The 25987-nt window shown below is 72.4% G+C and carries 27 protein-coding genes and 1 pseudogene; 11 read left to right on the plus strand and 17 right to left on the minus strand.

The genetic code is table 11. The features are described from left to right. Positions 1–67 precede the first annotated feature (67 nt). The 6 genes and pseudogenes from ACP7TJ_RS21390 to ACP7TJ_RS21415 all read right to left on the minus strand — a co-directional run bounded on the left by ACP7TJ_RS21390 (position 68) and on the right by ACP7TJ_RS21415 (position 8019). Positions 68–346, minus strand: coding sequence for an ATP-binding protein (locus ACP7TJ_RS21390; RefSeq protein WP_427767429.1), 279 nt, complete (start codon positions 344–346; stop codon positions 68–70). Positions 347–511: 165 nt separating this feature from the next. Further along, positions 512–2169, minus strand: a pseudogene (locus ACP7TJ_RS21395) (PP2C family protein-serine/threonine phosphatase); the annotation flags it as partial. Between the two features lie 274 nt (positions 2170–2443). Then, positions 2444–3136, minus strand: a complete 693-nt coding sequence (gene fomD / locus ACP7TJ_RS21400; protein ID WP_427764660.1) for a cytidylyl-2-hydroxypropylphosphonate hydrolase — start codon at positions 3134–3136, stop codon at positions 2444–2446. 72 nt (positions 3137–3208) lie between these two features. After that, positions 3209–4612 carry a class II fumarate hydratase gene (locus ACP7TJ_RS21405; RefSeq protein WP_427764663.1) on the minus strand — a complete coding sequence of 468 codons (1404 nt, stop codon included), beginning with the start codon at positions 4610–4612 and terminating at the stop codon, positions 3209–3211. Between the two features lie 106 nt (positions 4613–4718). Continuing rightward, positions 4719–6131, minus strand: coding sequence for a M28 family peptidase (locus tag ACP7TJ_RS21410; RefSeq protein WP_427767432.1), 1413 nt, complete (start codon positions 6129–6131; stop codon positions 4719–4721). Positions 6132–6342: 211 nt separating this feature from the next. Continuing rightward, positions 6343–8019: a fumarate hydratase gene (locus ACP7TJ_RS21415; RefSeq protein ID WP_093766844.1), complete on the minus strand. Its 1677-nt coding sequence runs from the start codon at positions 8017–8019 to the stop codon at positions 6343–6345. A gap of 145 nt (positions 8020–8164) precedes the next feature. Here ACP7TJ_RS21415 and ACP7TJ_RS21420 point away from each other — a divergent pair, with 145 nt between their 5' ends. Together ACP7TJ_RS21420 and ACP7TJ_RS21425 are read left to right on the plus strand one after the other, a co-directional pair. Then, the gene (locus ACP7TJ_RS21420; protein ID WP_093766845.1) at positions 8165–8860 is read left to right on the plus strand and encodes a DUF1707 SHOCT-like domain-containing protein; all 696 of its coding nucleotides are present in this window, start codon (positions 8165–8167) and stop codon (positions 8858–8860) included. Between the two features lie 166 nt (positions 8861–9026). Next, positions 9027–9398, plus strand: coding sequence for a WhiB family transcriptional regulator (locus ACP7TJ_RS21425; protein WP_031016944.1), 372 nt, complete (start codon positions 9027–9029; stop codon positions 9396–9398). Between the two features lie 172 nt (positions 9399–9570). Here the strand turns inward: ACP7TJ_RS21425 and glpX are convergent, their stop codons facing one another. Continuing rightward, complete coding sequence (gene glpX / locus ACP7TJ_RS21430; protein WP_427764668.1) at positions 9571–10605, minus strand: class II fructose-bisphosphatase; 1035 nt, start codon at positions 10603–10605, stop codon at positions 9571–9573. A 143-nt stretch (positions 10606–10748) separates the two neighbouring features. Between glpX and ACP7TJ_RS21435 the strand changes: the two genes are divergently transcribed. Then, positions 10749–11255 (plus strand): DUF4245 domain-containing protein, encoded by a 507-nt coding sequence (locus tag ACP7TJ_RS21435; RefSeq protein WP_093766846.1) that lies wholly within the window; start codon positions 10749–10751, stop codon positions 11253–11255. Between the two features lie 79 nt (positions 11256–11334). Here the strand turns inward: ACP7TJ_RS21435 and ACP7TJ_RS21440 are convergent, their stop codons facing one another. From ACP7TJ_RS21440 to xseA, 3 genes are all read right to left on the minus strand, one after another. After that, the gene (locus tag ACP7TJ_RS21440) at positions 11335–11925 is read right to left on the minus strand and encodes a malonic semialdehyde reductase (RefSeq protein WP_093766847.1); all 591 of its coding nucleotides are present in this window, start codon (positions 11923–11925) and stop codon (positions 11335–11337) included. Between the two features lie 106 nt (positions 11926–12031). Continuing rightward, positions 12032–12280, minus strand: a complete 249-nt coding sequence (locus tag ACP7TJ_RS21445; RefSeq protein WP_367471026.1) for an exodeoxyribonuclease VII small subunit — start codon at positions 12278–12280, stop codon at positions 12032–12034. A gap of 10 nt (positions 12281–12290) precedes the next feature. After that, positions 12291–13499, minus strand: a complete 1209-nt coding sequence (xseA, locus tag ACP7TJ_RS21450) for an exodeoxyribonuclease VII large subunit (RefSeq protein WP_093766849.1) — start codon at positions 13497–13499, stop codon at positions 12291–12293. 87 nt (positions 13500–13586) lie between these two features. Between xseA and ACP7TJ_RS21455 the strand changes: the two genes are divergently transcribed. Both ACP7TJ_RS21455 and ppgK read left to right on the plus strand, forming a co-directional pair. After that, on the plus strand, positions 13587–14600 hold the full coding sequence (locus ACP7TJ_RS21455) for a 4-hydroxy-3-methylbut-2-enyl diphosphate reductase (protein WP_189912445.1): 1014 nt from the start codon (positions 13587–13589) through the stop codon (positions 14598–14600). A gap of 77 nt (positions 14601–14677) precedes the next feature. Then, positions 14678–15424 (plus strand): polyphosphate--glucose phosphotransferase, encoded by a 747-nt coding sequence (gene ppgK / locus ACP7TJ_RS21460; protein WP_189912446.1) that lies wholly within the window; start codon positions 14678–14680, stop codon positions 15422–15424. Between the two features lie 49 nt (positions 15425–15473). On the opposite strand, the gene ACP7TJ_RS21465 is transcribed toward ppgK, so the two are convergent. Then, on the minus strand, positions 15474–16106 hold the full coding sequence (locus tag ACP7TJ_RS21465) for a DUF6542 domain-containing protein (RefSeq protein ID WP_404714960.1): 633 nt from the start codon (positions 16104–16106) through the stop codon (positions 15474–15476). A 181-nt stretch (positions 16107–16287) separates the two neighbouring features. On the opposite strand from ACP7TJ_RS21465, the gene ychF reads away from it, so the two are divergent. After that, positions 16288–17376 (plus strand): redox-regulated ATPase YchF, encoded by a 1089-nt coding sequence (ychF, locus tag ACP7TJ_RS21470; RefSeq protein WP_167740917.1) that lies wholly within the window; start codon positions 16288–16290, stop codon positions 17374–17376. Here the strand turns inward: ychF and ACP7TJ_RS21475 are convergent. Together ACP7TJ_RS21475 and ACP7TJ_RS21480 are read right to left on the minus strand one after the other, a co-directional pair. Continuing rightward, a complete protein-coding gene (locus ACP7TJ_RS21475; protein ID WP_427764676.1) occupies positions 17373–17690 on the minus strand; it encodes a hypothetical protein in 318 nt (105 codons plus the stop codon). The two genes, ychF and ACP7TJ_RS21475, sit on opposite strands and share 4 nt — an antisense overlap. After that, positions 17687–18067, minus strand: a complete 381-nt coding sequence (locus ACP7TJ_RS21480) for a CPCC family cysteine-rich protein (protein WP_427764679.1) — start codon at positions 18065–18067, stop codon at positions 17687–17689. The genes ACP7TJ_RS21475 and ACP7TJ_RS21480 overlap by 4 nt, the downstream gene beginning before the upstream one ends. A gap of 199 nt (positions 18068–18266) precedes the next feature. Here ACP7TJ_RS21480 and ACP7TJ_RS21485 point away from each other — a divergent pair, with 199 nt between their 5' ends. After that, positions 18267–18551, plus strand: coding sequence for a type II toxin-antitoxin system Phd/YefM family antitoxin (locus tag ACP7TJ_RS21485; protein WP_189912556.1), 285 nt, complete (start codon positions 18267–18269; stop codon positions 18549–18551). After that, positions 18548–18802 (plus strand): Txe/YoeB family addiction module toxin, encoded by a 255-nt coding sequence (locus ACP7TJ_RS21490; protein WP_427764683.1) that lies wholly within the window; start codon positions 18548–18550, stop codon positions 18800–18802. Before ACP7TJ_RS21485 ends, ACP7TJ_RS21490 begins: the two co-directional genes overlap by 4 nt. A 103-nt stretch (positions 18803–18905) precedes the next feature. Here the strand turns inward: ACP7TJ_RS21490 and ACP7TJ_RS21495 are convergent, their stop codons facing one another. Both ACP7TJ_RS21495 and ACP7TJ_RS21500 read right to left on the minus strand, forming a co-directional pair. Beyond that, a complete protein-coding gene (locus ACP7TJ_RS21495) occupies positions 18906–19298 on the minus strand; it encodes a type II toxin-antitoxin system VapC family toxin (RefSeq protein ID WP_427764686.1) in 393 nt (130 codons plus the stop codon). After that, the gene (locus ACP7TJ_RS21500) at positions 19295–19519 is read right to left on the minus strand and encodes a hypothetical protein (protein WP_189912558.1); all 225 of its coding nucleotides are present in this window, start codon (positions 19517–19519) and stop codon (positions 19295–19297) included. The genes ACP7TJ_RS21495 and ACP7TJ_RS21500 overlap by 4 nt, the downstream gene beginning before the upstream one ends. 22 nt (positions 19520–19541) lie before the next feature. Between ACP7TJ_RS21500 and ACP7TJ_RS21505 the strand changes: the two genes are divergently transcribed. Then, positions 19542–20261 (plus strand): hypothetical protein, encoded by a 720-nt coding sequence (locus ACP7TJ_RS21505; protein ID WP_427764689.1) that lies wholly within the window; start codon positions 19542–19544, stop codon positions 20259–20261. An 18-nt stretch (positions 20262–20279) separates the two neighbouring features. Here the strand turns inward: ACP7TJ_RS21505 and ACP7TJ_RS21510 are convergent, their stop codons facing one another. Then, positions 20280–21575: a M14 family zinc carboxypeptidase gene (locus ACP7TJ_RS21510; protein WP_427764692.1), complete on the minus strand. Its 1296-nt coding sequence runs from the start codon at positions 21573–21575 to the stop codon at positions 20280–20282. 258 nt (positions 21576–21833) lie between these two features. Here ACP7TJ_RS21510 and ACP7TJ_RS21515 point away from each other — a divergent pair, with 258 nt between their 5' ends. After that, on the plus strand, positions 21834–23030 hold the full coding sequence (locus ACP7TJ_RS21515) for a ThiF family adenylyltransferase (RefSeq protein WP_427764694.1): 1197 nt from the start codon (positions 21834–21836) through the stop codon (positions 23028–23030). Further along, positions 23027–24292: a hypothetical protein gene (locus ACP7TJ_RS21520; RefSeq protein ID WP_427764697.1), complete on the plus strand. Its 1266-nt coding sequence runs from the start codon at positions 23027–23029 to the stop codon at positions 24290–24292. Before ACP7TJ_RS21515 ends, ACP7TJ_RS21520 begins: the two co-directional genes overlap by 4 nt. Before the next feature lie 11 nt (positions 24293–24303). Here the strand turns inward: ACP7TJ_RS21520 and ACP7TJ_RS21525 are convergent, their stop codons facing one another. After that, positions 24304–25785: a phosphatase PAP2 family protein gene (locus tag ACP7TJ_RS21525; protein WP_427764699.1), complete on the minus strand. Its 1482-nt coding sequence runs from the start codon at positions 25783–25785 to the stop codon at positions 24304–24306. Between the last annotated feature and the right edge of the window lie 202 nt (positions 25786–25987).

Genomic DNA, 25987 nt, shown 5'->3' on the forward strand with positions numbered 1-25987 from the left:
GAGCAACCCGCGACAAGCCGCACCCGGCACAGCCGAGCAACCCCCACGGCGGCACCCCGCGGAGCACTCAGCCGTGGTTCAGCTCGAACCACACCACCTTCCCGGTGCTCAGCCGAGTGGCCCCCCACCGCCGGGCCAGCCGGTTCACCAGGTACAGCCCGCGCCCGCCCTCGTCCGTGGCACGGGCCTGCCGCAGCCGCGGCAACTGCGGCACGTCGTCGCCGACCTCGCACCGCAGCACGTCCGTGCGCAGCAGCCGCAGCGTCACCGGCCGCGACGCGTACCGCACGGCATTCGTCACCACCTCACTGACCAGCAGCTCCACCGAGTCGCTCAGCTCGTCCATGCCCCAGCGGGACAACTGCCGACGGGCCAGCCGGCGGGCCCGGCCGGGCGCCGCGTCCTCCGGCTCCAGGAACCAGTACGCCACATCGCTCGGCGCGATCCCGTCGAAGCGGGCGGCGAGCAGCGCGATGTCGTCGTCCCGGTCGCCCGGGCCGAGCATGTCGAGCACCTCGTCGCACAGCGCCTCCAGCGGCGGCGGATGGTCCGGCCCGGTGAGCTGCGCGGTCGCGGCGAGCTTCTCCCGCAACTGCTCGATGCCGGTCCACACGTCACGCAGCCGGGACTCCACCAGGCCGTCGGTGTAGAGCAGCAGGGTCGCCCCGGCGGGCGCCTCCAGCTCCACGGCCTCGAAGTCCACCCCGCCCACGCCGATCGGGGCACCCGCAGCACCTCCGCGCGCCCGCCCAGGTGCAGCAGCACGGGCGGCGGATGGCCGGCGTTGGCGACGGTGATGCGGTGCGCGACCGGGTCGTACACCGCGTAGAGGCAGGTCGCCATGCGGTCCACGCCGAGCCGCTGTGCCTGCTCGTCGAGGTGGTGCAGCACCTCCTGCGGCGGCAGGTCGAGCCCGGCGAGCGTCTGGGCGGTGGTGCGCAGCTGGCCCATGATCGCCGCCGACGTCATGGAGTGGCCCATCACGTCGCCGACCACCAGGGCCACCCGGCTGCCGGGCAGCGGGATCGCGTCGTACCAGTCGCCGCCCACCCGCGCCGTCTCCGCGGCCGGCAGATACCGCGACGCCAGCCGGACGCCGGTGCAGCGCGGCAGGGTCTCCGGCAGCATCGTGCGCTGCAGCTCGTCCGCGATGTATGCCTCACGCCCGTACAGCACGGCCTTGTCGATGCCGAGGGCGCTGTGCGTGGCGAGCTGCGCCGCGACCAGCAGGTCGTCGGCCTCGAACGGGATGCGCTCGGGACGCCGCAGGAACAGCGCCGCGCCGATCACCCGACGGCGGCCGCGCAGCGGCGCGAGGACCGCCCGCTGGCCGTCCGGCACCGCCGCCGCGCCCTCCTCGCCGAGGAGTTCGGGCAGCGCCGCCCGCGCGGCCGGGGCGTCCGTGAACACCGGACGCACCCCGCGCAGCACCTCGGCGAGCGCGCTGCCGGGCCGCACCGTGCACAGCTCCTCGCCGACCGCGTCCAGCTCCGACGGCTCCGGGGGCTCCGGCGGCGCGATCGGCATGAACCCGCCGCTCTCGGTGTCCCGTTCGGGCGGGATCCGGTCGGTGCGGCGCAACCGCAGCACCAGCGGGCCCGTCGGCCGCTCGTCGCCGACCGGCAGCGGATCGCGCAGATACACCAGGATCGCGTCGGAGAAGGTGGGCACGGTCGCCCGGCACAGCCCCATCACGATCTCGTCCAGGTCGATGCCGCGGGCGATCCGCCGGGTGGCCGCGCCGACGAAGCGCAGCCGGTCCCCGTCCCGCCGCATCGGCGTGGGGCGGCCCGGCCGCGTCACCTGGCCCGTCCGGCGCTCCGTGCCGCCCGGGACCCGGTCCACCCGGCCCTGCCCGTCGGCGGGCTGCACCGGGATGCCGTCCGGCGCGGGCCGCGGACGGTGCGCGTCCGGCTCCGCGTCCGGGCCGGCGCCCGGCTGCGAGTGCTCGGACCCGGGCACGTCCGCCGCGTCGGGCGCCAGACCGCCGGGGGCGGCGCCGGACGCGGGCGGCTCACCGCCGGAGCGGCCCTGTGCCGGTAAGGCGGCCCCGGTGCCGGCCGCGGGGGCCGGGGAACGCAGGAACGCCCCGCGGGGATCCGCGGGGTCCACGCCCGGCTGGGGGCGCTCGAAGGAGGTCGGCTGCTCCGTCACGCGTGTCGAGTCCATCCGTCCGGCGCACGCCGTGCGCGCGGTTCGCTCCGCCGAAACTCCGATACCCGGAACACATGCCCCCGGAACGGATTTCGCGTGTGGTCAGAGGTTGTTCCTGCGACGCCGGCCGGCCGTCGTCGGCCCGTGCCGGTGTTTCCGTACCCCTCGCTCACGTCCTGCCGCCCCTCGGTGACGTCCGGTCAAGCTTCGCGCGCGCTCCGGTGGTTGCTGCTCCGCGCCCTTGCGGACGACGATCCTACGTTTCCTGCCCGGGGGCGCAGCAAGGGTCTCACGGGGATGCGTGCGCCGCTGTGCGGTCCCAGTCCTGTGGGAGTGACGGTACCGCCCAGGACGGATCCGGACGCCAGTTCTCCCAGCCGTCCGAGAACGGAGGCCCCCAGGCGTCGATCACCGCGACCGCGGCGCGCCCCGCCTCGCGCACCCGCCGGGCCAGCGCGGGGTCCATCAGGCCGTCCCGCTGGGCCTGCGCGAACTCGTCCTCGTCCCGCCAGTGCCAGCCGCCGTCCGGCCGTACGGAGATGTCCAGGAAGTGGTCCTCGGAGTCCACCCCGCCCGCCCAGCGGACGAGCGGCTCCTCCAGGTTCACGTACCAGTTCTTGAACCGCCAGCCCGGCTCCCAGAACAGCCACACCGACCAGGGCTCGCCGGGACGGGCCAGCTTCAGCACACCGGTGCCGAACCAGCGGTCCCTCTGCACCGTGCGCGGCTTGGTGTAGCGGGTGGCGAGCGGCTCCCGGTGGACCGGGGTGCCGTCGGCGAGGACGGGCTTCACGCACTCGGTGCCCGGCGCCATCCAGACGGCCAGCAGCTCCGAGTCGTCGCGCACGACCGTGACGGGGCGCGCGATGTGGATGCGCGCGCCGCCGTTCTCCCGGTACCGCCACAGGACCTGCGTCCTGGGCTCCCAGTGGCGGGCCGCTCCGCCCGCGTGGCCGCGCATCGTGGTTCCACCCTCTGTCATGCGCAGATATTAGGTGGCCCGGCCACACGACGCTGCGGCCCCCGTCACGGTTCACCCGCGGCGCGCCAGGCTCTACGGGCGGGTCATCCGCAGGACGTCCAGCGCCTCGTCCAGCTGTTCCACGGTCAGGTCGCCGCGCTCGACATAGCCGCCCTCGAGCACGACCTGACGGATGGTCCTGCGTTCCGCGAGGGACTTCTTGGCGACCTTGGCGGCCTCCTCGTAGCCGATGTACTTGTTCAGCGGGGTGACCACGGACGGCGAGGACTCGGCGTACTCGCGGGCCCGCTCCCGGTCGGCGACGATCCCGTCGACCGTGCGGTCGGCGAGGAGGCGGGAGACGTTGGCGAGCAGCCGCACCGACTCCAGCACGTTCTTGGCGATCACGGGGAGCATCACGTTGAGCTCGAAGTTGCCGGACGCGCCGGCCGCGGCGACGGTCGCGTCGTTGCCCGTGACCTGCGCGCACACCATCAGCACGGCCTCCGGGATCACCGGGTTGACCTTGCCGGGCATGATCGAGGAGCCGGGCTGGAGGTCGGGCAGGGCGATCTCGGCGAGGCCGGTGCGCGGACCGGACGCCATCCACCGCAGATCGTTCGCGATCTTCGTCAGGCCGACGGCGATCGTGCGCAGCTGCCCGCTGGTCTCGACCACGCCGTCCCGGGCGCCCTGCGCCTCGAAGTGGTTGCGCGCCTCGGTCAGCGGCAGCCCGGTCGCCCGCGCCACCTCCTCGATGACGGCGGCGGAGAACCCGGGCGGGGTGTTGATGCCGGTGCCGACGGCGGTTCCGCCCAGCGGCAGTTCGGCCAGCCGGGGCAGCGAGGCGTGCAGCCGCTCCACGCCGTACCGCACCTGGGCGGCGTACCCGCCGAACTCCTGGCCCAGGGTGACGGGCGTGGCGTCCATCAGGTGGGTGCGCCCGGACTTCACCACGTCCGCGAACTCCTCCGCCTTGCGCTCCAGGGCGGCCGCGAGGTGCTCCAGGGCCGGGATCAGGTCCCGGGTGACCGCGGCGGTGGCGGCGATGTGCAGCGACGAGGGGAAGACGTCGTTGGACGACTGCGAGGCGTTGACGTGGTCGTTGGGGTGGACGTCCCGGCCCAGCCGCTCGGTGGCGAGGGTGGCGATCACCTCGTTGGCGTTCATGTTGGACGAGGTCCCCGACCCGGTCTGGAACACGTCCACCGGGAAGTGCGCGTCCCACCGGCCCTCGGCGACCTCCGCGGCCGCCTCCTGGATCGCCTCGGCCACGTCCTCGTCCAGCACCCCGAGCCGGGCGTTCACCTTGGCCGCGGCGCCCTTGACGCGGGCCAGCGCCTCGATGTGGGCGCGCTCCAGGCGCTGCCCGGAGACGGGGAAGTTCTCCACCGCCCGCTGGGTCTGCGCCCGCCACTTGACGTCGGCGGGGACCCGCACCTCTCCCATGGAGTCGTGCTCGATGCGGTAGTTCCGGTCGTCGTCCGTCGTCGTCATCGTGTACCTCCGTGGAGCACAGCAGCGGTGTCGGACGAGCGTATTCCCCGGAAAGCCGTCCGCCCCGCCGCGACGTCGCGGCGGGGCGGACGGCCCGTGGGGGGTGTCAGGCGTTCTGGAGGCTCACGTCGTCCAGCAGGAAGCCGGTCTGGAGGCTGTAGTCCTCGGTGGCGGTGAAGGTCAGGGTGACCGTCTGCCCGGCGTACGCGGACAGGTCGGCCGACCGCTGCGTCCAGCCGCCGCCCGCGTGCACGTTGGACCAGGTCGCCAGCGTGGACCCGTTCACCCGGACGCTGAACGTGTCGTACGCCCGGCTGCCGGACTCGGCGGTCTCGATCTGGAGCCAGAAGACCAGCGACGCGCGCGTGCAGTCCGCGGGCACGGTCACCGTCTGGCCGACCGACTCGGTGTTCGTGGAGCCGTTGCCGCCGAGCCAGGCGAAGCGGGTGCCGCCGTGCGCGGTCCGGCCGGTGTGGGCGGCGATCACCGCGGTGGTCCCGGTCCAGGGCGCGGTCCCGTTCTCGAACCCGCCGTTGCCGACGGCGCCGGCCGGGTCGCAGGTGCCCCCGCCGCCGGTGCCGACGGCCTGCTGCCACAGGGTGTAGGCGATGCCGTCGGCCGCGCGGTCGAGCCCGGTGGTGTTGATGTTGGCCAGCGTGTCGCACGCCCGGTGGTAGCAGGGGTCGTACGCCGAGCCTGCCGTGCCGCCCCACTTGGCGGCCTGCGCGGAGGTCTTGCGGGCGCTCGCGCCCATCGCGTAGCCGGACGTGGGGATGGAGTACCGCTCGAAGGAGTAGTCGTCACTGCGGCCGGCGCCCTCGGTGTTCTCCTCGGGCTGGAGGCCGAGCGAGTCCCAGTACGCCTTCATCGGCGCGGCGGCCGCGGAGGTGATGTGGTTGACGAAGTAGCCGCCGTTGAGCGAGGCGACCATGTCGAAGTTGTAGTACGCCTTGATCCTGGAGCGTTCCGTCGAGGACAGCGTACGGACGTAGAAGTCGCTGCCGTTGAGGCCCTGCTCCTCGTCGGTCCACCAGGCGAAGCGGACCCGGTTGCGCATGTCCGGGTTCTCCCGGGCGAGCGTCAGGGCGTTCTCCAGCAGGGCGGCGGAGCCGGAGCCGTTGTCGTTCATGCCGGGCCCGGCGGAGACGCCGTCGAGGTGGGCGCCGAACATGTAGACGCTGTTCGCGTCGCCCTGGGGCCATTCGGCGATCAGGTTGGGCCCGGCGCCGCTGGTGCAGCCGGAGGTGCAGGGCTGCTCGGTGACGGTGTAGCCGGCGGCCTGCAGCTTGCCTTTCACATAGGCGACCGAGTCGCGGTAACCCTGGCCCGTGGACCGGCGGTTGCCGCCGTTGCGGGCGGCGGCGGCGCTGAGCTCGTCGAGGTGGGCCCGCACCGCGGTGATGCCGATGTCGGGGGCGGCGAGAGCGGTGGTGCTGGAGGCGGGGGACGTGCCGGACGGGGTGGCCGCGGCGGGGAGTGTGCCGAAGCCGAGCACGAGGGCGAGCAGGGTGCCCGCCATGGCGAATCTTCGTTTCACCTGGACTCCTCCGGACGGTGGCTGTGGGGTCGCCACACGATGGCCGGGCATGGCATGTGCATGCCCGGGCTGTCAGGAAGAGTCACAGTGGTTGTTGATCGAATCAACGGCACGAGGCGGGGCGAAACCATGTTGTCCGAAAGCAGCACAGAGATTCCGCTATGCGGACACAGGGCTCCGCCCCGGACCCCGGTCAGGCGAGTCCGGGCCCCCGCACCGGAATCGAGGTGAACGTCGGCTGGGGCGCCGGGTCCTGGAAGAAGTCGTTCCCCTTGTCGTCGACGACGATGAACGCGGGGAAGTCCTCGACCTCGATCTTCCAGACCGCCTCCATCCCCAGCTCCTCGTACTCGACGACCTCCACCTTCTTGATGCAGTCCTGCGCGAGCCGCGCCGCGGGACCGCCGATGGAGCCCAGGTAGAAGCCGCCGTGCGCGGCGCACGCGTCGGTGACCTGCTTGCTGCGGTTGCCCTTCGCGAGCATCACCAGCGAGCCGCCGGCCGCCTGGAACTGCTCCACGTAGGAGTCCATCCGCCCGGCGGTGGTGGGCCCGAAGGAGCCGGACGCGTAGCCCTCGGGCGTCTTCGCGGGGCCGGCGTAGTACACCGGGTGGTCCTTGAGGTACTGCGGCATCTCCTCGCCCGCGTCCAGCCGCTCCTTGATCTTGGCGTGCGCGATGTCGCGCGCCACGACCAGCGGGCCGGACAGCGAGAGCCGGGTCTTCACCGGGTACTTGGACAGCTCGGCGAGGATCGCCTTCATCGGCTGGTTGAGGTCGATCCTCACGACGTCGCCGGACTCGTCGAGCTGCTCGTCCGTGGTCTCCGGCAGGAAGCGCGCCGGGTCCGTCTCCAGCTGCTCCAGGAAGACGCCCTCGGCGGTGATCTTCGCGACGGCCTGGCGGTCGGCGGAGCAGGACACCGCGATGGCGACGGGGCACGACGCGCCGTGCCGCGGGAGCCGGACCACGCGCACGTCGTGGCAGAAGTACTTGCCGCCGAACTGCGCGCCGATGCCGATCTTCTGGGTCAGCTCGAAGACCTTCTCCTCGAGCTCCTTGTCGCGGAAGCCGTGCCCGAGCGGGGAGCCCTCGGCGGGGATCTCGTCCAGGTAGTGCGCGGAGGCGTACTTCGCGGTCTTCAGCGCGTACTCGGCGGAGGTGCCGCCGACGACGATCGCCAGGTGGTACGGCGGGCAGGCGGCCGTGCCGAGCGAGCGGATCTTCTCCTCCAGGAACTTCATCATGGAGGCCTCGTTCAGGACGGCCTTGGTCTCCTGGTAGAGGAAGGACTTGTTGGCGGAGCCGCCGCCCTTGGCCATGAAGAGGAACTTGTAGGCGTCGCCGTCCGTCGCGTACAGCTCGATCTGCGCGGGGAGGTTGGAGCCGGTGTTCTTCTCCTCCCACATGGTGAGCGGAGCCATCTGCGAGTAGCGCAGGTTGAGCTTCTGGTACGCGTCGTAGATGCCCCGGGACAGGGCCTCCTCGTCGCGGCCCTCGGTCAGCACGTTCTGCCCGCGCTTGCCCATGACGATCGCCGTGCCGGTGTCCTGGCACATGGGCAGCACGCCCGCCGCCGCGATGTTCGCGTTCTTCAGCAGGTCCAGCGCGACGAACTTGTCGTTGCCCGACGCCTCGGGGTCGTCGATGATGCGGCGCAGCTGGGCGAGGTGCGCGGGGCGCAGGTAGTGCTGGATGTCGCGGATGGCCTCCTCGGCGAGCTTGCGCAGCGCCTCCGGCTCGACCTTGAGGAACGTCCGGCCGTCGGCCTCGAAGGTGGACACACCTTCGGAGGTCACCAGCCGGTAGGGGGTGGTGTCCTCTCCCATGGGGAGCAGATCGGCGTACTCGAACTCAGGCATCTCGCCCATTCCTCACTCGACGGAAGACCGCCCGCCTCCGTCGGCGGGCCTTCCCAGCCTAGGACCTGCCGCGGACGCCGATCCTGTGAGGTTGTCCTCAGTTGTCCGCGCCGTGGGGTAGTCGCGATCTATCGCGTTTGGGTACGCTGCTGCCGTGGACCTTCAGAAGCACCCCCAGCAGCCGGACACGACGCCGCGGAGCACCGAGCTGCGCGCCTCAGACGCCGACCGGGACCGCATCGTCGACCTCCTGCACGAGGCGCACGCCGAGGGCCGGCTGACCGCCGACGAGCACGCCGAGCGCGTCGAGGGCGTGCTGACCGCCAAGACGCTGGGCGAGCTGGAAAGGTTCATCCAGGACCTGCCCGCCGCCCACCAGCGGCGCGCGGCCCCCTTCTCCGCGCCCGTCCGCCCCGCCACGGGCGTCTTCCCGGTCGACCCCGACGACACCGTGGTCGCGGTGTTCAGCGCCGCCGCCCGCAAGGGCCGCTGGCGCACCGGCCGCCGCATCCACGCGTACGCGGTCTTCGGCAGTGTGGAGATAGACCTCAGCGAGGCGCTGTTCGACCACCAGCAGGTGATGATCAAGGCGTTCTCCGTCTTCGGCAGCGTCGAGATCCGCGTCCCGGAGAACGTGTCGCTGCGCGGCACCGGCGGCGGCGTGCTCGGCGCCTTCGAGGTGGACCCGCAGGACTCGCCCGACGACAACGCCCCGGTGATCTACGTCGACGGGTGGGCGGTCCTGGGCAGCGTCGAGGCCCGGCCGATGCGCGGCAAGCTCGTGAAGGACATCCTCGACCGTGTGCAGCGCACGGTGGACCGCAGCATGCGCAAGCACCTGGGGCACTGAACACGGCGTGGGCCGAGGCCCGTTGGGGACTCTGTGCATAGGCGCGCGCACATCGGGTAAGCCTTGACGCATCGTCTCCTTGGAGGGCGCCAGGGATTCACGCCGGGCCGACCCACGTGCATCCACGGCACTCGCCAGCTCGCGAAGCCGTCGTCAGGAGTAGACCGTGCTGCAACCGCCGCATTCGTCCCTGCAGGTAGCCGCCGTTCCGGCCCAGCGAGTGGCAGCGCGGGACAGGGACCAGGACGCCCCCTGGCACACCGAGGCGGTGTGCCGGCGCGACGAGGCGGGCCTCTTCTTCGCGCCCTCGAAGGAACCGACCGCCGCGCGGCTGTCCCGCGAGGAGGCGGCCAAGCGGGTCTGCGCCCGCTGTCCGGTCATGGTGGAGTGCCGCGAGCACGCCCTGCTCCAGCCCGAGCCCTACGGCGTCTGGGGCGGCCTGACCGCGGCGGAGCGCCGTGTCGTCCTGGCCCGCCGCAGGCGCCGCGAGATGGAGCTGAAGAAGGCCCGGCAGAACCGCATAGCCGCGGCGGGCTGACCGCCAACCAAAAGGGCACCCCCTCCGCACAGGGGGCGCCCCTTTCGGCGTCGGCCTCTTCCCGGCGCGGGGCGGCACGACTCCCCCAGGGGCGCGGGGAACTGCGCGATCAACCCCCACGCACCCGCACCCGCCCGCGAGCCGCAGGCACCCGCGCCGAATCGCGCCCCTCCTACTTGGCGCGGTCGAAGTCGATCGCGCTGTAGGCCCGCAGCTTGCTCAGCCGGTGCTCGGAGTCGATCCGCCGCACCGTCCCCGACTTCGACCGCATCACGATCGAGTCGGTCGTCGCCGTCTCCGAGCGGTACCGCACACCCCGCAGCAGCTCGCCGTCGGTGATGCCCGTCGCCACGAAGAACACGTTGTCCCCGGTGACCAGGTCCTCGGTGGTCAGCACCCGGTCCAGGTCGTGCCCGGCGTCTATGGCCCGCTGCCGCTCCTCGTCGTCCTTCGGCCACAGCTTGCCCTGGATGGTGCCGCCCAGGCACTTCACCGCGCAGGCCGAGATGATGCCCTCGGGGGTGCCGCCGATGCCCAGCAGCAGGTCGATGCCGGTGCCCTCGCGCAGCGCCAGGATGGAGCCGGCCACGTCGCCGTCGGAGATCAGCTTGATGCGCGCCCCGGTCTCCCGGATCTCCTTGATGATGCCCTCGTGCCGCGGCCGGTCCAGGATCACCACGGTGACGTCCTCGGGGGTGACCCGCTTCGCCTTGGCGACCCGGCGGATGTTCACGCTCACCGGGGCGTTGATGTCGACGAAGTCGGCCGCCTCCGGGCCGGTGACCAGCTTGTCCATGTAGAACACGGCCGACGGGTCGAACATCGAGCCGCGCTCGGCCGCCGCCAGTACCGCGATGGCGTTGGTCATGCCCTTGGCGGTGAGCGTGGTGCCGTCGATCGGGTCGACCGCGATGTCGCACTCGGGGCCGGTGCCGTCGCCGACGTGCTCCCCGTTGAAGAGCATCGGGGCCTCGTCCTTCTCGCCCTCGCCGATGACGACGACGCCGTTCATCGAGACGGTGGAGACCAGGGTGCGCATGGCGCGCACCGCGGCACCGTCGGCGCCGTTCTTGTCGCCGCGCCCTACCCAGCGGCCCGCGGCCATCGCGGCCGCCTCGGTGACCCGTACGAGTTCCAGGGCGAGGTTGCGGTCGGGGGCCTCGGAGGGGACATCGAGCTCGGACGGCAGGTGGTGGTGTTCGGTCATCGGTGCGCACCTTTCTGTACGACGACGGCCGGATGAGGGTATGGCCATGACTCTAGCGTCAGGCAGACAGAATGAGCAGGGGACCCCACGGATGAGCGCCCCGGGCACCTGCGACGATAGGGGGCGTGGCAGGAACGAACAGCATGCAGAAGACCGCCAGGGACATGGTTCTCTCCCTGGCCCTCATCGTGCTCGCGGCGGGAGTGGTGTGGCTGTTCATCCCGCACACGGACGGTGAGCCAGAGGTCAAGCGCGTCGACTACCGCGTCGACCTGCTGACCGCCCGCCGTGCCGCCTCCTACCCCGTGGCCGCGCCCGAGGGGCTGCCCGAGACCTGGAAGCCCACCTCCGTGCGCTACCGCGGCGCCGAGGACGAGGCCTGGCACCTGGGTTTCCGCACCCCCGAGGGCGAGTACGCGGCGGTCGAGCAGTCGGCGGGCAAGCGGAAGGCGTTCATCGAGGACAAGACGCAGCGCGCGGAGGAGACCGGCGCCACGCAGCGGATCGACGGCAGGACCTGGACCCGCTACGACGGCGACCGGTACGACGCCCTGGTGCTGGAGAACACCCCGGGCTCGACGACCGTGGTGACCGGCACGGCGTCCTTCGCGGAGATGACCAAGCTGGCGGAGGCGCTCCGCACGGAGTGACCGGCGCGCACGCGCACAGGGGCGGGGCCCCGGATCACCGATCCGGGGCCCCGCCCCTCGTCGTCGTCCCGTGCGCGGCTCAGACGGTGGTGACGACCTGCTCGTACTCCAGGCGCGGGCTGCGCGGGAACCAGGCGTCGGGGCCGGGACGGCCGATGTTCACGACCATCAGCGGGGTGTGGTCGTCGTCCAGGAACTCCTTGCGCAGGCCCTCCATGTCGCAGCCGGTCATCGGGCCGGCGGCCAGGCCGGCGGCGCGTACGCCGATGATGAAGTACGCGGCCTGGAGGGCGGCGTTCAGCGCGGCGGCGGACTCCCGGACCGGGCGCTCGCCGAAGACGGCGTCCTTGGCCTGCGGGAAGTGCGGGAAGAGCTGCGGCAGCTCCTCGTGGAACTCGTTGTCCGCGGACAGGATCGCGACGAGCGGCGCGGCGGCCGTCTTGGACCGGTTGCCCTCGGCCATGTGCCGGACCAGACGCTCCCGCGCCTCGGGGGAGCGGACCAGCGTGACGCGCAGCGGCGACTGGTTCATGGACGTGGGGCCGTACTTGATCAGGTCGTAGACGGCCCGCACCTGCTCGTCGGTCACCGGCTCGTCGGTGAAGGTGTTGGCGGTGCGCGCCTCGCGGAACAGCAGGTCCTGCGCGGCGGAGTCGAGAACGAGAGACATGCGTGAACCTCATAGGGGGGTTACGGCGGCCCGTAGGGCACTATCGGACCGCGGTCCGGTTTACCGCGCCGAGCGTACCGCTATGAAGTTCAACATTCAACTGACTCTAGTTCTCGTCGTTCCCGGCCCCCTCCTGCTCCTCCTCCGCGAGCGCCGCGTCCAGCCGGGCCCGCGCCCCGTCGAGCCAGCGCCGGCACACCTTGGCCAGCTCCTCGCCCCGCTCCCAGAGCGCGAGCGACTCCTCCAGCGTCGTGCCGCCCGCCTCCAGGCGGCGCACGACCTCGATCAGCTCGTCCCGCGCCTGCTCGTAGCCGAGCGCCTCGGCCGCCGCCGTCTGCTCCGTCTTGCCGGTCATTCCGTCCACCCTATGCATCGACCCGTACCGTGAACTCGCCCGCGGACACCCGCGCCCGGAGCACCTCGCCCGCCTCCACCTCACCGGGCGCGCGCACCGCGTGCCCGTCCTCCCGCTGCAGCACCGCGTACCCGCGCTTCAGCGTGGCGGCGGGGGAGAGGGCCACCACGCGCGCGTGCGTGTGCGTCAGCTCGGAGTCGGCCCGGTCCAGCTGGTGGCGCAGCGCCCGCCGCCCCCGGTCCAGCAGCATCGAGACCTCCTCGGCGCGCGCGTCGATCATCCGGTGCGGGTCCTGTATCGACGGCCGCGCCAGCGCGTGCGCCAGCCCGCGCTCCTCCCGCTCCAGCAGGGCGCCCACACAGCGGCGCGCGCGGTCCCGCAGCATCCGCACCCGCTCGTACTCCTCGCCCACGTCCGGCACCACCTTCTTGGCGGCGTCGGTCGGCGTGGAGGCCCGCAGATCGGCGACCAGGTCCAGCAGCGGACTGTCCGGCTCGTGCCCGATCGCCGACACGACCGGCGTACGGCAGGCGGCCACCGCCCGCACGAGCTGCTCGTCGGAGAACGGCAGCAGGTCCTCCACGCTGCCCCCGCCCCGCGCGACGACGATCACGTCCACGTCCTCGAGCGCGTCCAGCTCCTTCACGGCCTGGACCACCTGCGGCACCGCGTGCACCCCCTGCACCGCCACGTTCCGCACCTCGAAGCGGACCGCCGGCCAGCGGTGCCGCGCGTTCTCCAGCACGTCCCGCTCGGCCGCCGACGCGCGCCCGCACACCAGCCCGATCAGCTGCGGCAGGAACGGCAGCGGCTTCTTCCGCTCCGGCGCGAACAGCCCCTCCCGCGCCAGCGACTTCTTCAGCTGCTCCAGCCGCGCCAGCAGCTCCCCGACCCCCACCGGGCGGATCTCCGCGGCCCGCAGCGACAGCTGCCCGCGGGGCGCGTACCACTCCGGCTTGCAGTGGACGACCACCCGCGCGCCCTCGCTCACCACGTCCGCGACGGCGTCGAACACCTGCCGGTAGCAGGTCACCCCCACCGAGATGTCGTACGACGGGTCGCGCAGCGTCAGGAACACCACGCCCGCGCCCGGGCGCCGCGACAGCTGGGTGATCTGTCCCTCCACCCACACCGCGCCGAGCCGGTCGATCCACCCGCCGATGAGCCGCGACACCTCTCCCACCGGCAGGGGGGCTTCCGCGGACGTGTTCACAGCCATGCCCGCGAGCGTAGTGCGCCCCGCCGACACCGGTGCGCCGCCACCGACGGCGCACCGTGCCCGGACCCCGCGGGCACGGCCCGTACGATGGGACGCATGACCGCTTCGACTGGCCGCCGTGTCCTGCTCGCCGCCCCCCGGGGCTACTGCGCGGGGGTGGACCGCGCCGTGATCGCTGTCGAGAAGGCCCTGGAGCAGTACGGGGCTCCCGTCTACGTCCGGCACGAGATCGTGCACAACAAGTACGTCGTGCAGACCCTGGAGAAGAAGGGCGCGATCTTCGTCGAGCGGACGGAGGAGGTGCCCCCGGGCAACATCGTGATGTTCTCCGCGCACGGCGTCGCCCCCGTCGTCCACGAGGAGGCCGAGCGCGGCCGGCTCGCCACCATCGACGCCACCTGCCCGCTGGTCACCAAGGTCCACAAGGAAGCGGTCCGCTTCGCCAAGGAGGACTACGACATCCTCCTGATCGGGCACGAGGGCCACGAGGAGGTCATCGGCACCTCCGGCGAGGCCCCCGACCACATCCAGCTCGTCGACGGCCCCGGCGACGTGGAGAAGGTCGAGGTCCGCGACCCGTCCAAGGTCGTCTGGCTCTCCCAGACCACGCTCAGCGTCGACGAGACCATGGAGACCGTCGACGCCCTCAAGGAGAAGTTCCCCCAGCTGATCTCGCCGCCCAGCGACGACATCTGCTACGCCACGCAGAACCGCCAGCTCGCGGTGAAGCAGATGGGCGCCGAGTCCGACCTGGTGATCGTCGTCGGCTCCCGCAACTCCTCCAACTCCAAGCGGCTCGTCGAGGTCGCCAAGCTGGCGGGCGCCCGTGACGCCCACCTGGTGGACTTCGCCGACGAGATCGACGAGGCCTGGCTGGAGGGCGTCACCACGGTCGGCGTCACCTCGGGCGCCTCGGTGCCGGAGGTGCTGGTCGAGCAGGTCCTGGAGTGGCTGTCGCAGCGCGGCTTCGAGGACGTGGAGATCGTCAAGGCGGCCGAGGAGTCCATCACCTTCTCCCTGCCGAAGGAGCTCCGCCGCGACCTGCGCGAGGAGGCCGCCGCGCTGGCGGCCGGGCGGGGCGGCGCGGGCAGCGAGGCGTAGCACTCCGGCCGCCCCCCTGCGGGCAGTTGCTCCGACGACGACCGGTGGCCTTCCCCCGGTCGTCGTAACGTGGTGCCATGGAGATCTTCGGCGTGGACATCGGCGGATCCGGGATCAAGGGCGCCCCGGTCGACCTCGACAAGGGGGACCTGGCGCAGGAGCGCTGCAAGGTCCTCACCCCGCACCCGGCCACGCCGGACGCGGTGGCCGACGGGGTGAAGCAGGTCGTCGACCACTTCGGCTGGACCGGCCCGGTCGGCGTCACCTTCCCCGGCGTCGTCACCGACGGCGCCACGATCCGCACGGCGGCCAACGTCGACAAGGGCTGGATCGACACCGACGCGCGCGTGCTGCTCGGCGACCGCCTGGGCGGCCTGCCGGTGACGGTGGTCAACGACGCGGACGCGGCCGGCGTCGCCGAGATGCACTTCGGCGCCGGACGGCACCGCAAGGGCACGGTGATCGTGCTGACCTTCGGCACGGGCATCGGCAGCGCGTTGTTCGTGGACGGCGTCCTCGTCCCCAACACCGAGCTGGGCCACCTGGAGCTGAAGGGCCACGACGCGGAGAAGCGGGCGTCCAGCAAGGCCAAGGAGGACCACGACCTGACGTGGGACGAGTGGGCGCGCCGGGTGCAGAAGTACCTCGCCCACGTGGAGATGCTGTTCTCGCCCGAACTGTTCGTCATCGGCGGCGGCGTCAGCCGCAAGGCGCACAAGTTCCTGCCGAAGATCGACGGCATCAGGGCGGAGATCGTCCCGGCCCACCTGCAGAACAACGCGGGCATCGTGGGGGCGGCGATGCGGGCGGCCACGGGGGTGTAGGCGGATACCGAGCAGCCCCCGGGGCGCGCTGCCGGGGGCCCCGTCATCGTCAGACCGCGGCCCTGCCCGCCCCCCGGTTGCGGGCGAGCCGCCGGTTGGCGGTCCGGACCCGCCGCACCCGGCGGACGAGCACCAGCACACCCGCGAGCAGGGTCCCGCCGTAGAGCCAGCCCGCCTGGGTGGCGAGGCCGGTCACCATGCCCATCAGCCGGTCCGGCGCGCTCCCGTCGCCCTCGTCGGCCACCGGCGCCAGCCCCACCGCGAAGGCGATCGGCACCACGACGGGCGCGATGAGCAGGTCCCCCTCGCGCACCCACAGCGCGGTGAGCACGCACACCGGCAGGAACAGCACCCCGTAGACGGTGAGCGAGGCGCCGAACAACGCCTCCGTGAGCAGCCCGAGCACCAGCATCACGCCCCCGCAGAACAGTCCGCCGCCCAGCCCGGTGAGCCGGGGCCCTCGAATGCGCCGCGCGGGGGGCGGGGGAGCGGGCCGGCGTCCGGGCGGCCGCTGGGGCCGCTGGGCGCGCGGGGACCGGGCGACCCCGCCGCCCGCCGCCCGCCCCGCCTGCGGGGGCAGCGGCGGGCCGTGCGGCCGTGACGTACGGGGGGTCGCCGACGGGCCAGGCACCGGCTCGCGTCGCGGTCCGTGCTGGGCGGGTCGCGTCCTGTGTTGCTCCACTGGACCAACTTAGGTCGTTTTATGTGTTCGGCAGCCCGTCAGACACGCCGGGATCCGGACGTCGGCCAGGCGTTCGACACAGCGGCCGGCCGGCCGTGGGCACGCCGTAGACTGGTGGATCGGTCCACGCCGGCCGCTCGGCCGGCCCTCGCCCCCCTCCTCACGTACGGGAAGTCGCAACGTGTCGCTCACGATCGGAATCGTCGGTCTGCCGAATGTCGGCAAGTCGACCCTGTTCAACGCCCTGACCAAGAACGACGTGCTGGCGGCCAACTACCCGTTCGCCACGATCGAGCCGAACGTGGGCGTCGTCGGCGTCCCCGACCCCCGGCTGACCAAGCTGGCGGAGATCTTCGGCTCGCAGCGGATCCTCCCGGCCACGGTCGACTTCGTCGACATCGCCGGCATCGTGCGCGGCGCGTCCGAGGGCGAGGGCCTGGGCAACAAGTTCCTCGCGAACATCCGCGAGTCCGACGCGATCTGCCAGGTCATCCGCGCCTTCAAGGACGAGAACGTCGTGCACGTCGACGGCAAGGTCTCGCCGAAGGACGACATCGAGACGATCAACACCGAGCTGATCCTCGCCGACCTCCAGACCATCGAGAAGGTCCTCCCGCGCCTGCAGAAGGAGTCGCGGATCAAGAAGGACGTCGCGCCCAAGGTCAAGGCCGTCGAGGAGGCCAAGGAGATCCTGGAGAAGGGCGACACGCTGTTCTCGCAGGGCGTCGTCCAGGGCACCGAGCGCGCGGAGCTCCTCCACGACCTGCACCTGCTCACCACCAAGCCCTTCCTCTACGTCTTCAACGTCGACGAGGACGAGCTGACCGACGAGGACTTCAAGAACGAGCAGCGCGCGCTGGTCGCCCCCGCCGAGGCGATCTTCCTCAACGCCAAGCTGGAGGCGGACCTCGCCGAGCTGGACGAGGACGAGGCGCTGGAGCTGCTCCAGTCCGTCGGCCAGGAGGAGCCCGGCCTCGCCACCCTCGCGCACGTCGGCTTCCGCACCCTCGGCCTGCAGACCTACCTGACGGCCGGCCCCAAGGAGTCCCGCGCCTGGACCATCAAGAAGGGCGCCACCGCCCCCGAGGCCGCCGGTGTCATCCACACCGACTTCCAGAAGGGCTTCATCAAGGCGGAGGTCATCTCCTTCGCCGACCTGGTCGAAACCGGCTCGGTCGCCGAGGCCCGCGCGAAGGGCAAGGCCCGCATGGAGGGCAAGGACTACGTCATGCAGGACGGGGACGTGGTGGAGTTCAGGTTCAACGTCTAAGACGTCCGGCGAAAGGCCGTCCGACCTGCGGTGGAGCGGGTCGGGCGGCCATTGCGGTGTTGGCCGGCTGCCCGCCCCAGCACGGGGATCATGCAGCTGAGCACAGATGTCCGTACGCGACCGCAACGGGGATCGCCCACCTCCTCGAAGACCTCGATGGCGGTCAGCCGGCCGAAGCGGTCGAGGGAGGGCAGCCCGTCGATGATGGAGGGGATGGCGTCGGAGCCGATGTAGATCAGTTCTGCGCGGGCGTCGTACGACGGGCCTGTCGAGTCGTCGAGCTGCTGGATGAGTCTCTCGATGTGGGTGGTCATGGGTGGTCCCGCCACCAGAAGGTGGGCAGCCACCAGCAGAGCACCGAGTGGTCGTCGGGCCATGGGGCGCGGTCCTCGGCCGCCCAGTCCTCGAAGGAGTCGCGTGTCAGGTCGATGGGGCGCCAGGCGGGGTCGAGCGGCTCGTCCTCGGCAGGCGGGCGGACGTACCGCCGACCGTGTTCGTCGCAGGCGCCGAAGTCCTGGTAGTTCCGCTGGGCCGCGATCAGGGAGACCTTGTTCGCGCCTCCGCTCATGGTGGGCCAGCGGAACTGGACCCCGTCGTCCTCCCAGAAGCAGACGGGGCAGATCTCGTACGAGCCGGGCATCGCGCTCAGCACGCGGTGCCCGCAGCACGGGCAGGGGCAGGAGTCGCTCACCTGCGCAGTCTCGTTGCAGGTCCCACCCGTGTGCCATGTATGTCTCTGCCTCGGGATCCCCGCCCAGTCCGCCCTCAGTCCGCAGGACACCCGTAAACGGCCGTCGGGAGCCAACGCGTGCCAACCGTCCGCATCTGCTCTGCCCATGAGTGATGGAAGTGGTACGTTATTCGGTACCACTGCCGGAAAGGGTCAGGTCATGTCCATAACTGCGAGCGAAGCCCGCAAGGCTCTCTTTCCGCTGATCAAGAAGGTCAACGACAACCACGAGGCCATCGAGATCGTCTCCAAGCACGGCAATGCCGTGCTCGTCTCGGCCGATGATTACGCAGCGCTGCGGGAAGGCTCGTACCTCCTGCGCTCTCCGGCGAATGCTCGCCGACTGCTCAAGGCGTATGAGAACGCCCTGGCCAACATGAACGTGTCCGAGCGGGAGCTGATCGACCCCGACTCGCCGGATGCGGCGCGTGAGGGTGCTGCGTGAGGCTCGTCTTCGAGGATCAGGGCTGGGAGGACTACACGTCCTGGCTCAAGAACGACCGCAAGGTGCTTGCCCGCATCAACAAGCTCATCGAGGACGTCAGGCGGGACCCCTTCACCGGTATCGGTAAGCCTGAGCCGCTGAAGTACCACTTGCCCTGGGCGTGGTCGCGACGGATCGACGATGAGCACCGCCTCGTCTACCTGGTGACGGACAAGGAGATCGCCGTCCTCGCGGCTCGTTACCGCTACTGATCGCTCAGGCGGTGAGGCTTTCTGGGATGCTGCCCCCGATCAGGGCAAGGCTCACCACCTGGGACCGATGCGGTGCAGGCCTGTTCCCCTGTCCGGTGGCGTCTCAGACCTTGACCGCGGTGATCTCTCTGCTGCACAGCATCCGCAGGTCCTCGGGATCGGAGGTCAGCACGGTGGTGGGCCTGGGTGAGGCGAGAGCCGTCGCGGCGACGATCGCGTCCAGGGCGTACTTGTGGCCGTGCAGGCCCGCGGTGGCGAGCAGTTTGCTCGCCTGCCGGGCGACCGCCTCGTCGGGCGGGACGACGTTGACGCGGGATACGGCGTAGTCGTACTGCGCCTGGTGGATTCTTGGGTCTCTGGCCTCGACCAAGGTCACCGAACTGGTCACCACCCGAATGTCCTCGGCGTCGGCTGCCCTGAGCCATTCGGTCAGTTCCGGGTCGCGCCGTACGAGCTTGGACAGCCCCTCGCAGTCCAGGACGAGGGTGCCGCTCACGCGGCGTCCGTAGCGCTCGGCGCGTTACCGCGCAGGATCGCCCGCTTGGCGTCGACCGCCTGTTGATCGACCGGACCGTGCTCGGCCTCCGCCGCGGCGACCAGTTCGCGAAGCCGTTCCCGCTCCAGCTCGCGCTGGATGAGGGCCTCGACGAAGGCCGACATCCCGCGCCGCCCGGTGCGCTGCTTCAGGGCGGCGATGGTGCCCTCGTGCAGCGACACGGCCGCAGGTCATACTCGGTCCGTGAATCGGGCGGCGATGTACGACTGTCTCGGGGATGTCGATCGTGTTCCCGAGTTGCTGGGGCGGGTCGAGCGGGGGGACGACGCCGAGGCGTGGGAGGAGCTGGGGCACCGGCTGGTGCTCGAGTGCGAGACGGTGTTCCCCGCCAGCTTCGCCGCACTGCCGCGGCTGGTGCGTCTCGCGTCACACAGTGCGCGGGCACGCTCGCTCGCCGGGCTGATCGTGATGTGCGTCCCGTCCCCTCACGGCTGTGACGACCTGCTGCCGAGCTGCGCCCACGCGATCAGGACGTTCCGCGAGATCCTCGACCGGCACCTGCGGTCGCGGCCGGACGACTACCTGGCGAGCTTCCGCTTTCTGCTGGCGACCGAGCAGCAGTACCACTGGAGCGCGGTCCTGGGGGACTTCTCGGACGACTTCTACCGGGTCGCCTGCCCGCACTGCACCGTCGACGTGACGATCGCCATCGGCGCGTACGGGCGCTACTCGGCGATCCGGGACTGGCACCTCGGAGACGTGGACCGACGCGACCTGAGGCCCGCGGATCCCGCGGCCCTCTCCGGCGTCGGGCGACGGATGCACGCGACGGCCGTCCGCGACGGCCAGGGCCCCCTCGCCGACGGCATCGCCCACCTCTTCGGCCGCGCGGAATGCCCCCGCTGCGCCAGCGTGTTCAACGTCGCCGAGGAGTACACGTCCGCCAACCGCCCGGCCATGTGAGGGGTGCGCCGGTCCCGCTCAGCGCGCGGAGCGCAGCGCGCACTCCGCCGCCGCCAGGGCCGTACGGGACTGGAGGTCCACCTGGTCGCGCACCGGGACCCAGCGCAGGCCCAGGGCGTGGGTGAAGTCCTCGCACCAGGCCGTGAACAGTGCGTGCAGCTCGTCGTGGAGCGCGGGTGCGGCGGGGTCGTCCGTGGCCGACAGCAGGCGCAGCAGGAGGCCGGCCGCGCGGAGCGGCTGGCGGCGGGCGACCACGTCCAGGGCGCAGACCTGGGCCGTGGTGACGCGCTCCCCACTCTCGGCGGCCTGCCGGGCCAGCGGCTGCCAGGAGTCGGCGACCAGGTCGTACAGGCCGTCCGCCATCCACTCCAGCACGCGCCGGGGCGCGCTCTCCTCGGGCGGCGGCAGGAAGCCGCGCGCCTTGTCGAGGACCGCGGTCACCTGCTCGCCCCCGTCCCGCACCAGCCGGGACAGCCCGCGCAGGGTGCGTACGGCGTCGGGGTGCGGGGACGGGGCGTCGGCCAGGGCGCTCGCCCACATGGGCACCTCGACGATCGCGGTGACACCGCCGTACCGCTGGGGCGCGCACCATGTGGACCGGCCGATGTTCTCGGAACCGGCCGCCAGCCGCCCGGCGTTCTCCGGCGGGGGCAGGACATGGACGCCGGGGGCGGGGTTCTCCCAGTACAGGGCGTCGAAGGTGCCGTGCTGGACCGGGACGGAGAGGTCGGCGGCGGCCGTGTGGAAGCCCTCGGCGAAACCCGGCAGGCCGCTCGTCAGCTGGGCGAACGTGCCGCCGGCCTCGATGCCGTGCAGGGAGCACTGGAGGACCGGGCGCCGCTCGTCGATCAGGTCGAACAGGGCCTGGCTCTCCGGGAGCCGGGACGACTCGATCGGCGCCCACTCGGGCTGCTCCGCCGCGACCGGGCGGAACGCGGCGCGGAAGTAGCGCTCCAGGGCGGGCGCGGGACCGGCCGTCGCCTCCTCGATGCCCTCGCTCAGCGCCGCCCCGTCCGGGTCGAGGCACAGCACGACGTCCCAGGTGACGCGCGCCGGGTCGGTCGCAGGGGAGCGGCCGTCGCCGCGTGCCACCCGCTCGGCCAGCGCGAGCGCGGTGACGGCGCCGACCGGCTCGTCGGGATGCGGCCGGGCGACCACCAGGACGTGCGCGGGCCCGTGCCCGACGGACAGCATCTCCAGCGGACGCCCCGCGCGGGAGGTGCCGACACGGCGCAGACGGCCGGCCCCCGGGTACCGGGAGACCAGCCGTCGCGCCGCTGCCGAGACCTCCGCGACCGTGAGGTAGCGGTTCATCCTGACCAGCCGTCAGCTGCCGCCGTTGCCACCGCTGTCGCCGGTGGTCTCCTTCTTGTCCAGCGGACGGATCTCGATCTTGTTCGCCATGCCGTTCCTCCCGTTGTCCGTTGCCGTGCGAAGGACCAGATGTGACCTTGCCAGCGTTCGCCGACCGGGCAATCGTTGTCAATGTGCGTTGAAGGAGCGGTAGTTGAGACCGGCGAGATTGGCGCGAAGATGACGGTGCGGACCACGGACCGGGCCACGGTCCGGACGATGCGGCGACCCCGGATCAAGCCCGAGCACCGGGCCTACCGGACGGCCGACGGCAACGTGCGGATCGGCAGCGTCGTCCACGGCATCGGCGCCGAGATCCTCGACCCCGACGGCTGGGTGTGGACCCTGGTCGAGACCATGGACGGCACGCGCGGACCGGACGACGTCGTCGCCGAGGTCACCCGGCGCCACCCCCGGCTCGCCCTGGACGACGAGGACGTCACCGGGGCCATGGACGACCTGACCGAGGCCGGTTACGTCGAGGACGCCGGCGCCCCGCCGCCCGCGGAGCTGACCGCGCGGGAACGCGAGCGCTACGGCAGGGGGATGACCCTGATGCGCTGGATGGACCTGCGGCCCCGCACCAGCTCCTGGGAGCCGCAGACGCTGCTGCGCCGCGCCCGCGTGCTGCTCGTCGGCGTCGGCGGCACCGGCGGGGCAGCCGCCCGCGACCTCGTCGCGTCCGGCGTGGGACACCTGCACTGCGTCGAACCGGACGTCGTCGAACTGTCCAACCTCAACCGGCAGACCCTCTTCCGTGAGGACGACCTGGGCCGGCCCAAGCTCGACGCGGCGCTGGCCGCGCTGCGCGCCCTGAACACGGACACCACGCTCACGGGGGAGCGCCGCGAGGTGCGCGGCCCGGACGACCTGGAGGACCTGCTGACCCAGGCGCCCGACCCCGCACGGGACCCTCACCGCCCGGACGGCGCGCCCGCGTCCGCCCCGTACGACCTGCTGCTCCTCGCCGCCGACCGCCCCCCGGAGATCCGCGGATGGGCGAACCGGGTGTGCCTGGCCACCGGCACCCCGTGGGCCGAGGCGGGCTACCGCGGGCCGCTGGTCAGCGTCGGCATGTTCGCCCCCGGCCGCGGCCCCTGCTGGCAGTGTCTGCGCGACGCCGAGGCCGAGCGGCGCGACCTGCGCCTCGCGCCCGGCCAGGACGAGGACGTGGCGTCGCCGCGCATGCCGTGGAACCCGGTCAACGCCGTGACCGCGGGCCTGTCCGGCAGCCTGCTCGCCCATGCCGCGCTCACCCTGCTGTGCGGCATACCGCCCGTCGCGCCCGGCTGCCGCTTCGGCCTCAACCTCATGCTGCCGGGCGACCCGGTCCTGCAGCGCTCCGAGCGGCGCGACGACTGCCCCGCCTGCGGCACGGTGCCGGCGGTGACCGCGCCGGACGGGGAGACCCGGTGACGGACACCGCCGCCGGGACGCCGCCCCGCGTCGGGCCGGACGCCCGCGTCGTGCTGCACGAGCTCTCCATGCGGCGCGACCGCGACGAGTGGATCGTCGGACGCATGGCGACCCGCACCTTCGTCGCCCTGCCGTCCGCCGGGGCGCGGGCCGTGCGCCTGCTGGGCGAGGGGCTGAGCGTGGCCCGGACGCAGGAGCGGCTGCGCGCGGACACGGGAGAGGAGTTCGACATCGCGGACTTCGTCGCGGACCTGGCTGCCCTCGGGTTCGTCGCGCGGATCGACGACCGTCCGCTGCCCGACCCGGCGCCGCCGCGCGCCTCGCTGCCGTGGCTGCGCCCCCGTCAGGTCCGGTTCGCCCTGCACCCGGCGCTTCCCGTCGCCGTCGCCGTGCTGACGGCGGCGGCCGTCGTCACCCTGCTGCTCCGCCCCGGCCTGCTGCCGGGCTACCGCGCCCTGCTGTGGAGCCCGCACGGCAGTGTGGTCCTGCTGAGCGGGGCGGCGGCCGGATGGACGCTGCTGCTCGCCCACGAACTGGCCCATCTGGTGACCGCACGCGCCGCCGAGGTGCCGGGCCGGATGCGGCTCGGCACGCGTCTGCAGTTCCTCGTCATGCAGACCGACATCAGCGGCATCGAACTCGCCCCGCGCCGCCACCGGCTGACGGCCTACCTGGCCGGCATCGCGCTCAACCTGTCCGTCGCCTCCGCGCTCGTGCCGGTCCTCGCCGCGACCGACCCCGCCTCCACGGCCCACCGGCTGTCGGCGGCCGCCCTGCTGCTCGCGCTGATGCCGCTGCCGTTCCAGTTCATGGTGTTCACGCGGACGGACGTGTACTTCGTGGTGCAGGACCTCACCGGCTGCCGGGACCTGTACGGCGACGGGCTCGCCTACGCCCGGTACCGGTACCGCCGGGCGCTGCGCGCGCTGCGTCCCGGCGCCCGTACGGCGGCGGGGGAGGACGACCCGAGCGCCCGGCTGCCCCGGCACGAGCGCCGGGCGGTCCGCGTGTACAGCGTCGTCCTCGTCGTGGGCACGGCCGCGTGTCTCGCGTTCATGGCCGCCGTGACCCTGCCCCTCGACATCGCCCTGCTGGCCCGCGCCGTACGGGGGCTGGCGCCCGGCAACACGCCCGCCGGGTACGCCGACTCGGCGGCGGTGCTGGTCACCCTCGGCGGTGTCAACGTCCTCTGGGTGGTCACCAAGTGGCGCGACCACCGCTCCCGCCGGCGCGCCGAAGCGGTGGCGCGCCACGGGACGTGACGCGCCGTCGCTCAGACCAGCTCCGGCTTCGCGTCCGTCGCGCCGGACTCCCCGGTCGTCCCGGTCCCGGTCCCGGTCGTCGCAGCCTCGGCCGCCCCAGCCGCATCCGTGGGGTCCGCCGGTTCCGCCGACTCCTCCGCCTCCGGTGCCGGCCGCTGCCCCGGCACCTCCGGCTTCGGCTCGCGCACGCGCTCACGCGCCGCCCGCGCCGTCCGCACGTACGCGTAGATCACCGCGCCCGTCACCAGCAGCAGGAGCGGGCCGAACAGCCAGGGGCGGGCGGCCATCTCCGTGGGGAGCCAGCGGTACGAGGCCAGCAGGGCGGCGAAGACCGTCGTGCCCAGGGCTACCAGGCGGACGCCCGCGCGGTCCCAGCCGTGGGCGGAGCAGCGCATCGCCGTCTCGATGGTCAGGGCGAAGACCACACCGGCGAGCAGGTCGGCGCCGTAGTGGTAGCCGAAGCCCAGGGTCGCCGTGAGGGTGCCGACCAGCCAGAAGGTGCCCGCCCAGCGCATCGCCCGGGAGCCGTCGCGGGAGTGGACGAAGAGGGTGACGGCCCACGCGGTGTGCAGGCTGGGCATGCAGTTGCGCGGGGTGATGCCGTCGAACGGGATTGGCCGCGGGTCGGTGACGGGCGGCAGGGTGTCCGGCCAGAGGTTGGCCGTCGCCCAGGCGCCGCCGTCCGTGCCGTACGCAAAGACGGGGCCGACCACCGGGAAGATCATGTAGATGGCGGGGCCGAGCAGACCGATCATCAGGAACGTGCGCACCAGGTGGTGGGCGGGGAAGCGGCGCTCCACCGCCACCCGGCGCAGCTGGTAGAGGCCGACGAGGGCGGCGGCGAGCGGGAGCTGGCCGTAGACGACGTGCAGGATGCCCGTGCTGACCGGCGCGGTCGCGTCCAGGAAACGGCCCACCAGCCACGACGGGTCGGCCAGGGCGTGGTCCGCGGCGGCCACGTACGCGTCGAGGACGGTCGCGCGGGTCTTCGAGGTGATGAGCAGCCAGGTGTCGCCGGTCTTGTGGCCGGCCACCAGCAGCAGGCCCAGGCCGGTGCCCTTGAGCAGCAGTGTCCGTTCGTGGCCGGTGCGGCGCGTGAGGCCGAGGACCGCGACGCCCAGGACCACCCACAGCGCGCCGTTGCCGAAGTTCATGTCGGCGTCGAGCGCCCACCGCACCAGGAAGAAGACGATGTCCACGCCCGCGGCGACGCCCAGCGCGATCAGCCGCTGCCGCCAGGTGAGCACCACCATCGTCAGCGCCAGGCCGCCGTAGAGCAGCGGACCCGACTCGGGGGCGAAGATCACCTCCCGCGACTGTTCGGTGATCGGCCCCGAGAAGCCGTAGCCGCGCGCCACGATCTCCAGGGCGACGAGGAAGCCCAGGGTCACCACGCCCGCCGCGGTCCACAGGACCACGCGGGGCCGGCGCCACGGGGCGGGCTGCGTCCCGCGGTCGTCCCGCGGTGGTATTCGAGTGGGTTCGGTCATCAACTGGTTCGCCTGGTGATTCGGTTGCGGGCAGGTGGCTTCGCGGGCAAGTGGCGCATCGCGCGGGAGGACAGGGGCTTTCGGTGGACAGCCGGTGAATGAGGACATCCGTCGTGAGTTCGAACATGTTAACGGGGGTGGGCGGGGAGTCCATGGGTCGGCCGTGCCGTGTCTGTGCCGGGACGGCCGTACGCGGCCGGACCGG

The sequence above is a fragment of the Streptomyces sp. DSM 41931 genome (genome assembly GCF_050271085.1).
GTDB classification, from domain to species: domain Bacteria; phylum Actinomycetota; class Actinomycetes; order Streptomycetales; family Streptomycetaceae; genus Streptomyces; species Streptomyces albogriseolus.

Excerpts from the sequence above, each read along its gene's own strand:
- ACP7TJ_RS21390 (WP_427767429.1), bottom strand. The coding sequence starts at position 346 with ATGGACGAGCTGAGCGACTCGGTGGAGCTGCTGGTCAGTGAGGTGGTG.
- fomD (WP_427764660.1), bottom strand. The coding sequence starts at position 3,136 with ATGACAGAGGGTGGAACCACGATGCGCGGCCACGCGGGCGGAGCGGCC.
- ACP7TJ_RS21405 (WP_427764663.1), bottom strand. The coding sequence starts at position 4,612 with ATGACGACGACGGACGACGACCGGAACTACCGCATCGAGCACGACTCC.
- ACP7TJ_RS21410 (WP_427767432.1), bottom strand. The coding sequence starts at position 6,131 with ATGGCGGGCACCCTGCTCGCCCTCGTGCTCGGCTTCGGCACACTCCCC.
- ACP7TJ_RS21415 (WP_093766844.1), bottom strand. The coding sequence starts at position 8,019 with ATGGGCGAGATGCCTGAGTTCGAGTACGCCGATCTGCTCCCCATGGGA.
- glpX (WP_427764668.1), bottom strand. The coding sequence starts at position 10,605 with ATGACCGAACACCACCACCTGCCGTCCGAGCTCGATGTCCCCTCCGAG.
- ACP7TJ_RS21435 (WP_093766846.1), top strand. The coding sequence starts at position 10,749 with ATGCAGAAGACCGCCAGGGACATGGTTCTCTCCCTGGCCCTCATCGTG.
- ACP7TJ_RS21440 (WP_093766847.1), bottom strand. The coding sequence starts at position 11,925 with ATGTCTCTCGTTCTCGACTCCGCCGCGCAGGACCTGCTGTTCCGCGAG.
- ACP7TJ_RS21445 (WP_367471026.1), bottom strand. The coding sequence starts at position 12,280 with ATGACCGGCAAGACGGAGCAGACGGCGGCGGCCGAGGCGCTCGGCTAC.
- xseA (WP_093766849.1), bottom strand. The coding sequence starts at position 13,499 with ATGGCTGTGAACACGTCCGCGGAAGCCCCCCTGCCGGTGGGAGAGGTG.
- ACP7TJ_RS21455 (WP_189912445.1), top strand. The coding sequence starts at position 13,587 with ATGGGACGCATGACCGCTTCGACTGGCCGCCGTGTCCTGCTCGCCGCC.
- ppgK (WP_189912446.1), top strand. The coding sequence starts at position 14,678 with ATGGAGATCTTCGGCGTGGACATCGGCGGATCCGGGATCAAGGGCGCC.
- ACP7TJ_RS21475 (WP_427764676.1), bottom strand. The coding sequence starts at position 17,690 with ATGACCACCCACATCGAGAGACTCATCCAGCAGCTCGACGACTCGACA.
- ACP7TJ_RS21485 (WP_189912556.1), top strand. The coding sequence starts at position 18,267 with ATGTCCATAACTGCGAGCGAAGCCCGCAAGGCTCTCTTTCCGCTGATC.
- ACP7TJ_RS21510 (WP_427764692.1), bottom strand. The coding sequence starts at position 21,575 with ATGAACCGCTACCTCACGGTCGCGGAGGTCTCGGCAGCGGCGCGACGG.
- ACP7TJ_RS21515 (WP_427764694.1), top strand. The coding sequence starts at position 21,834 with ATGCGGCGACCCCGGATCAAGCCCGAGCACCGGGCCTACCGGACGGCC.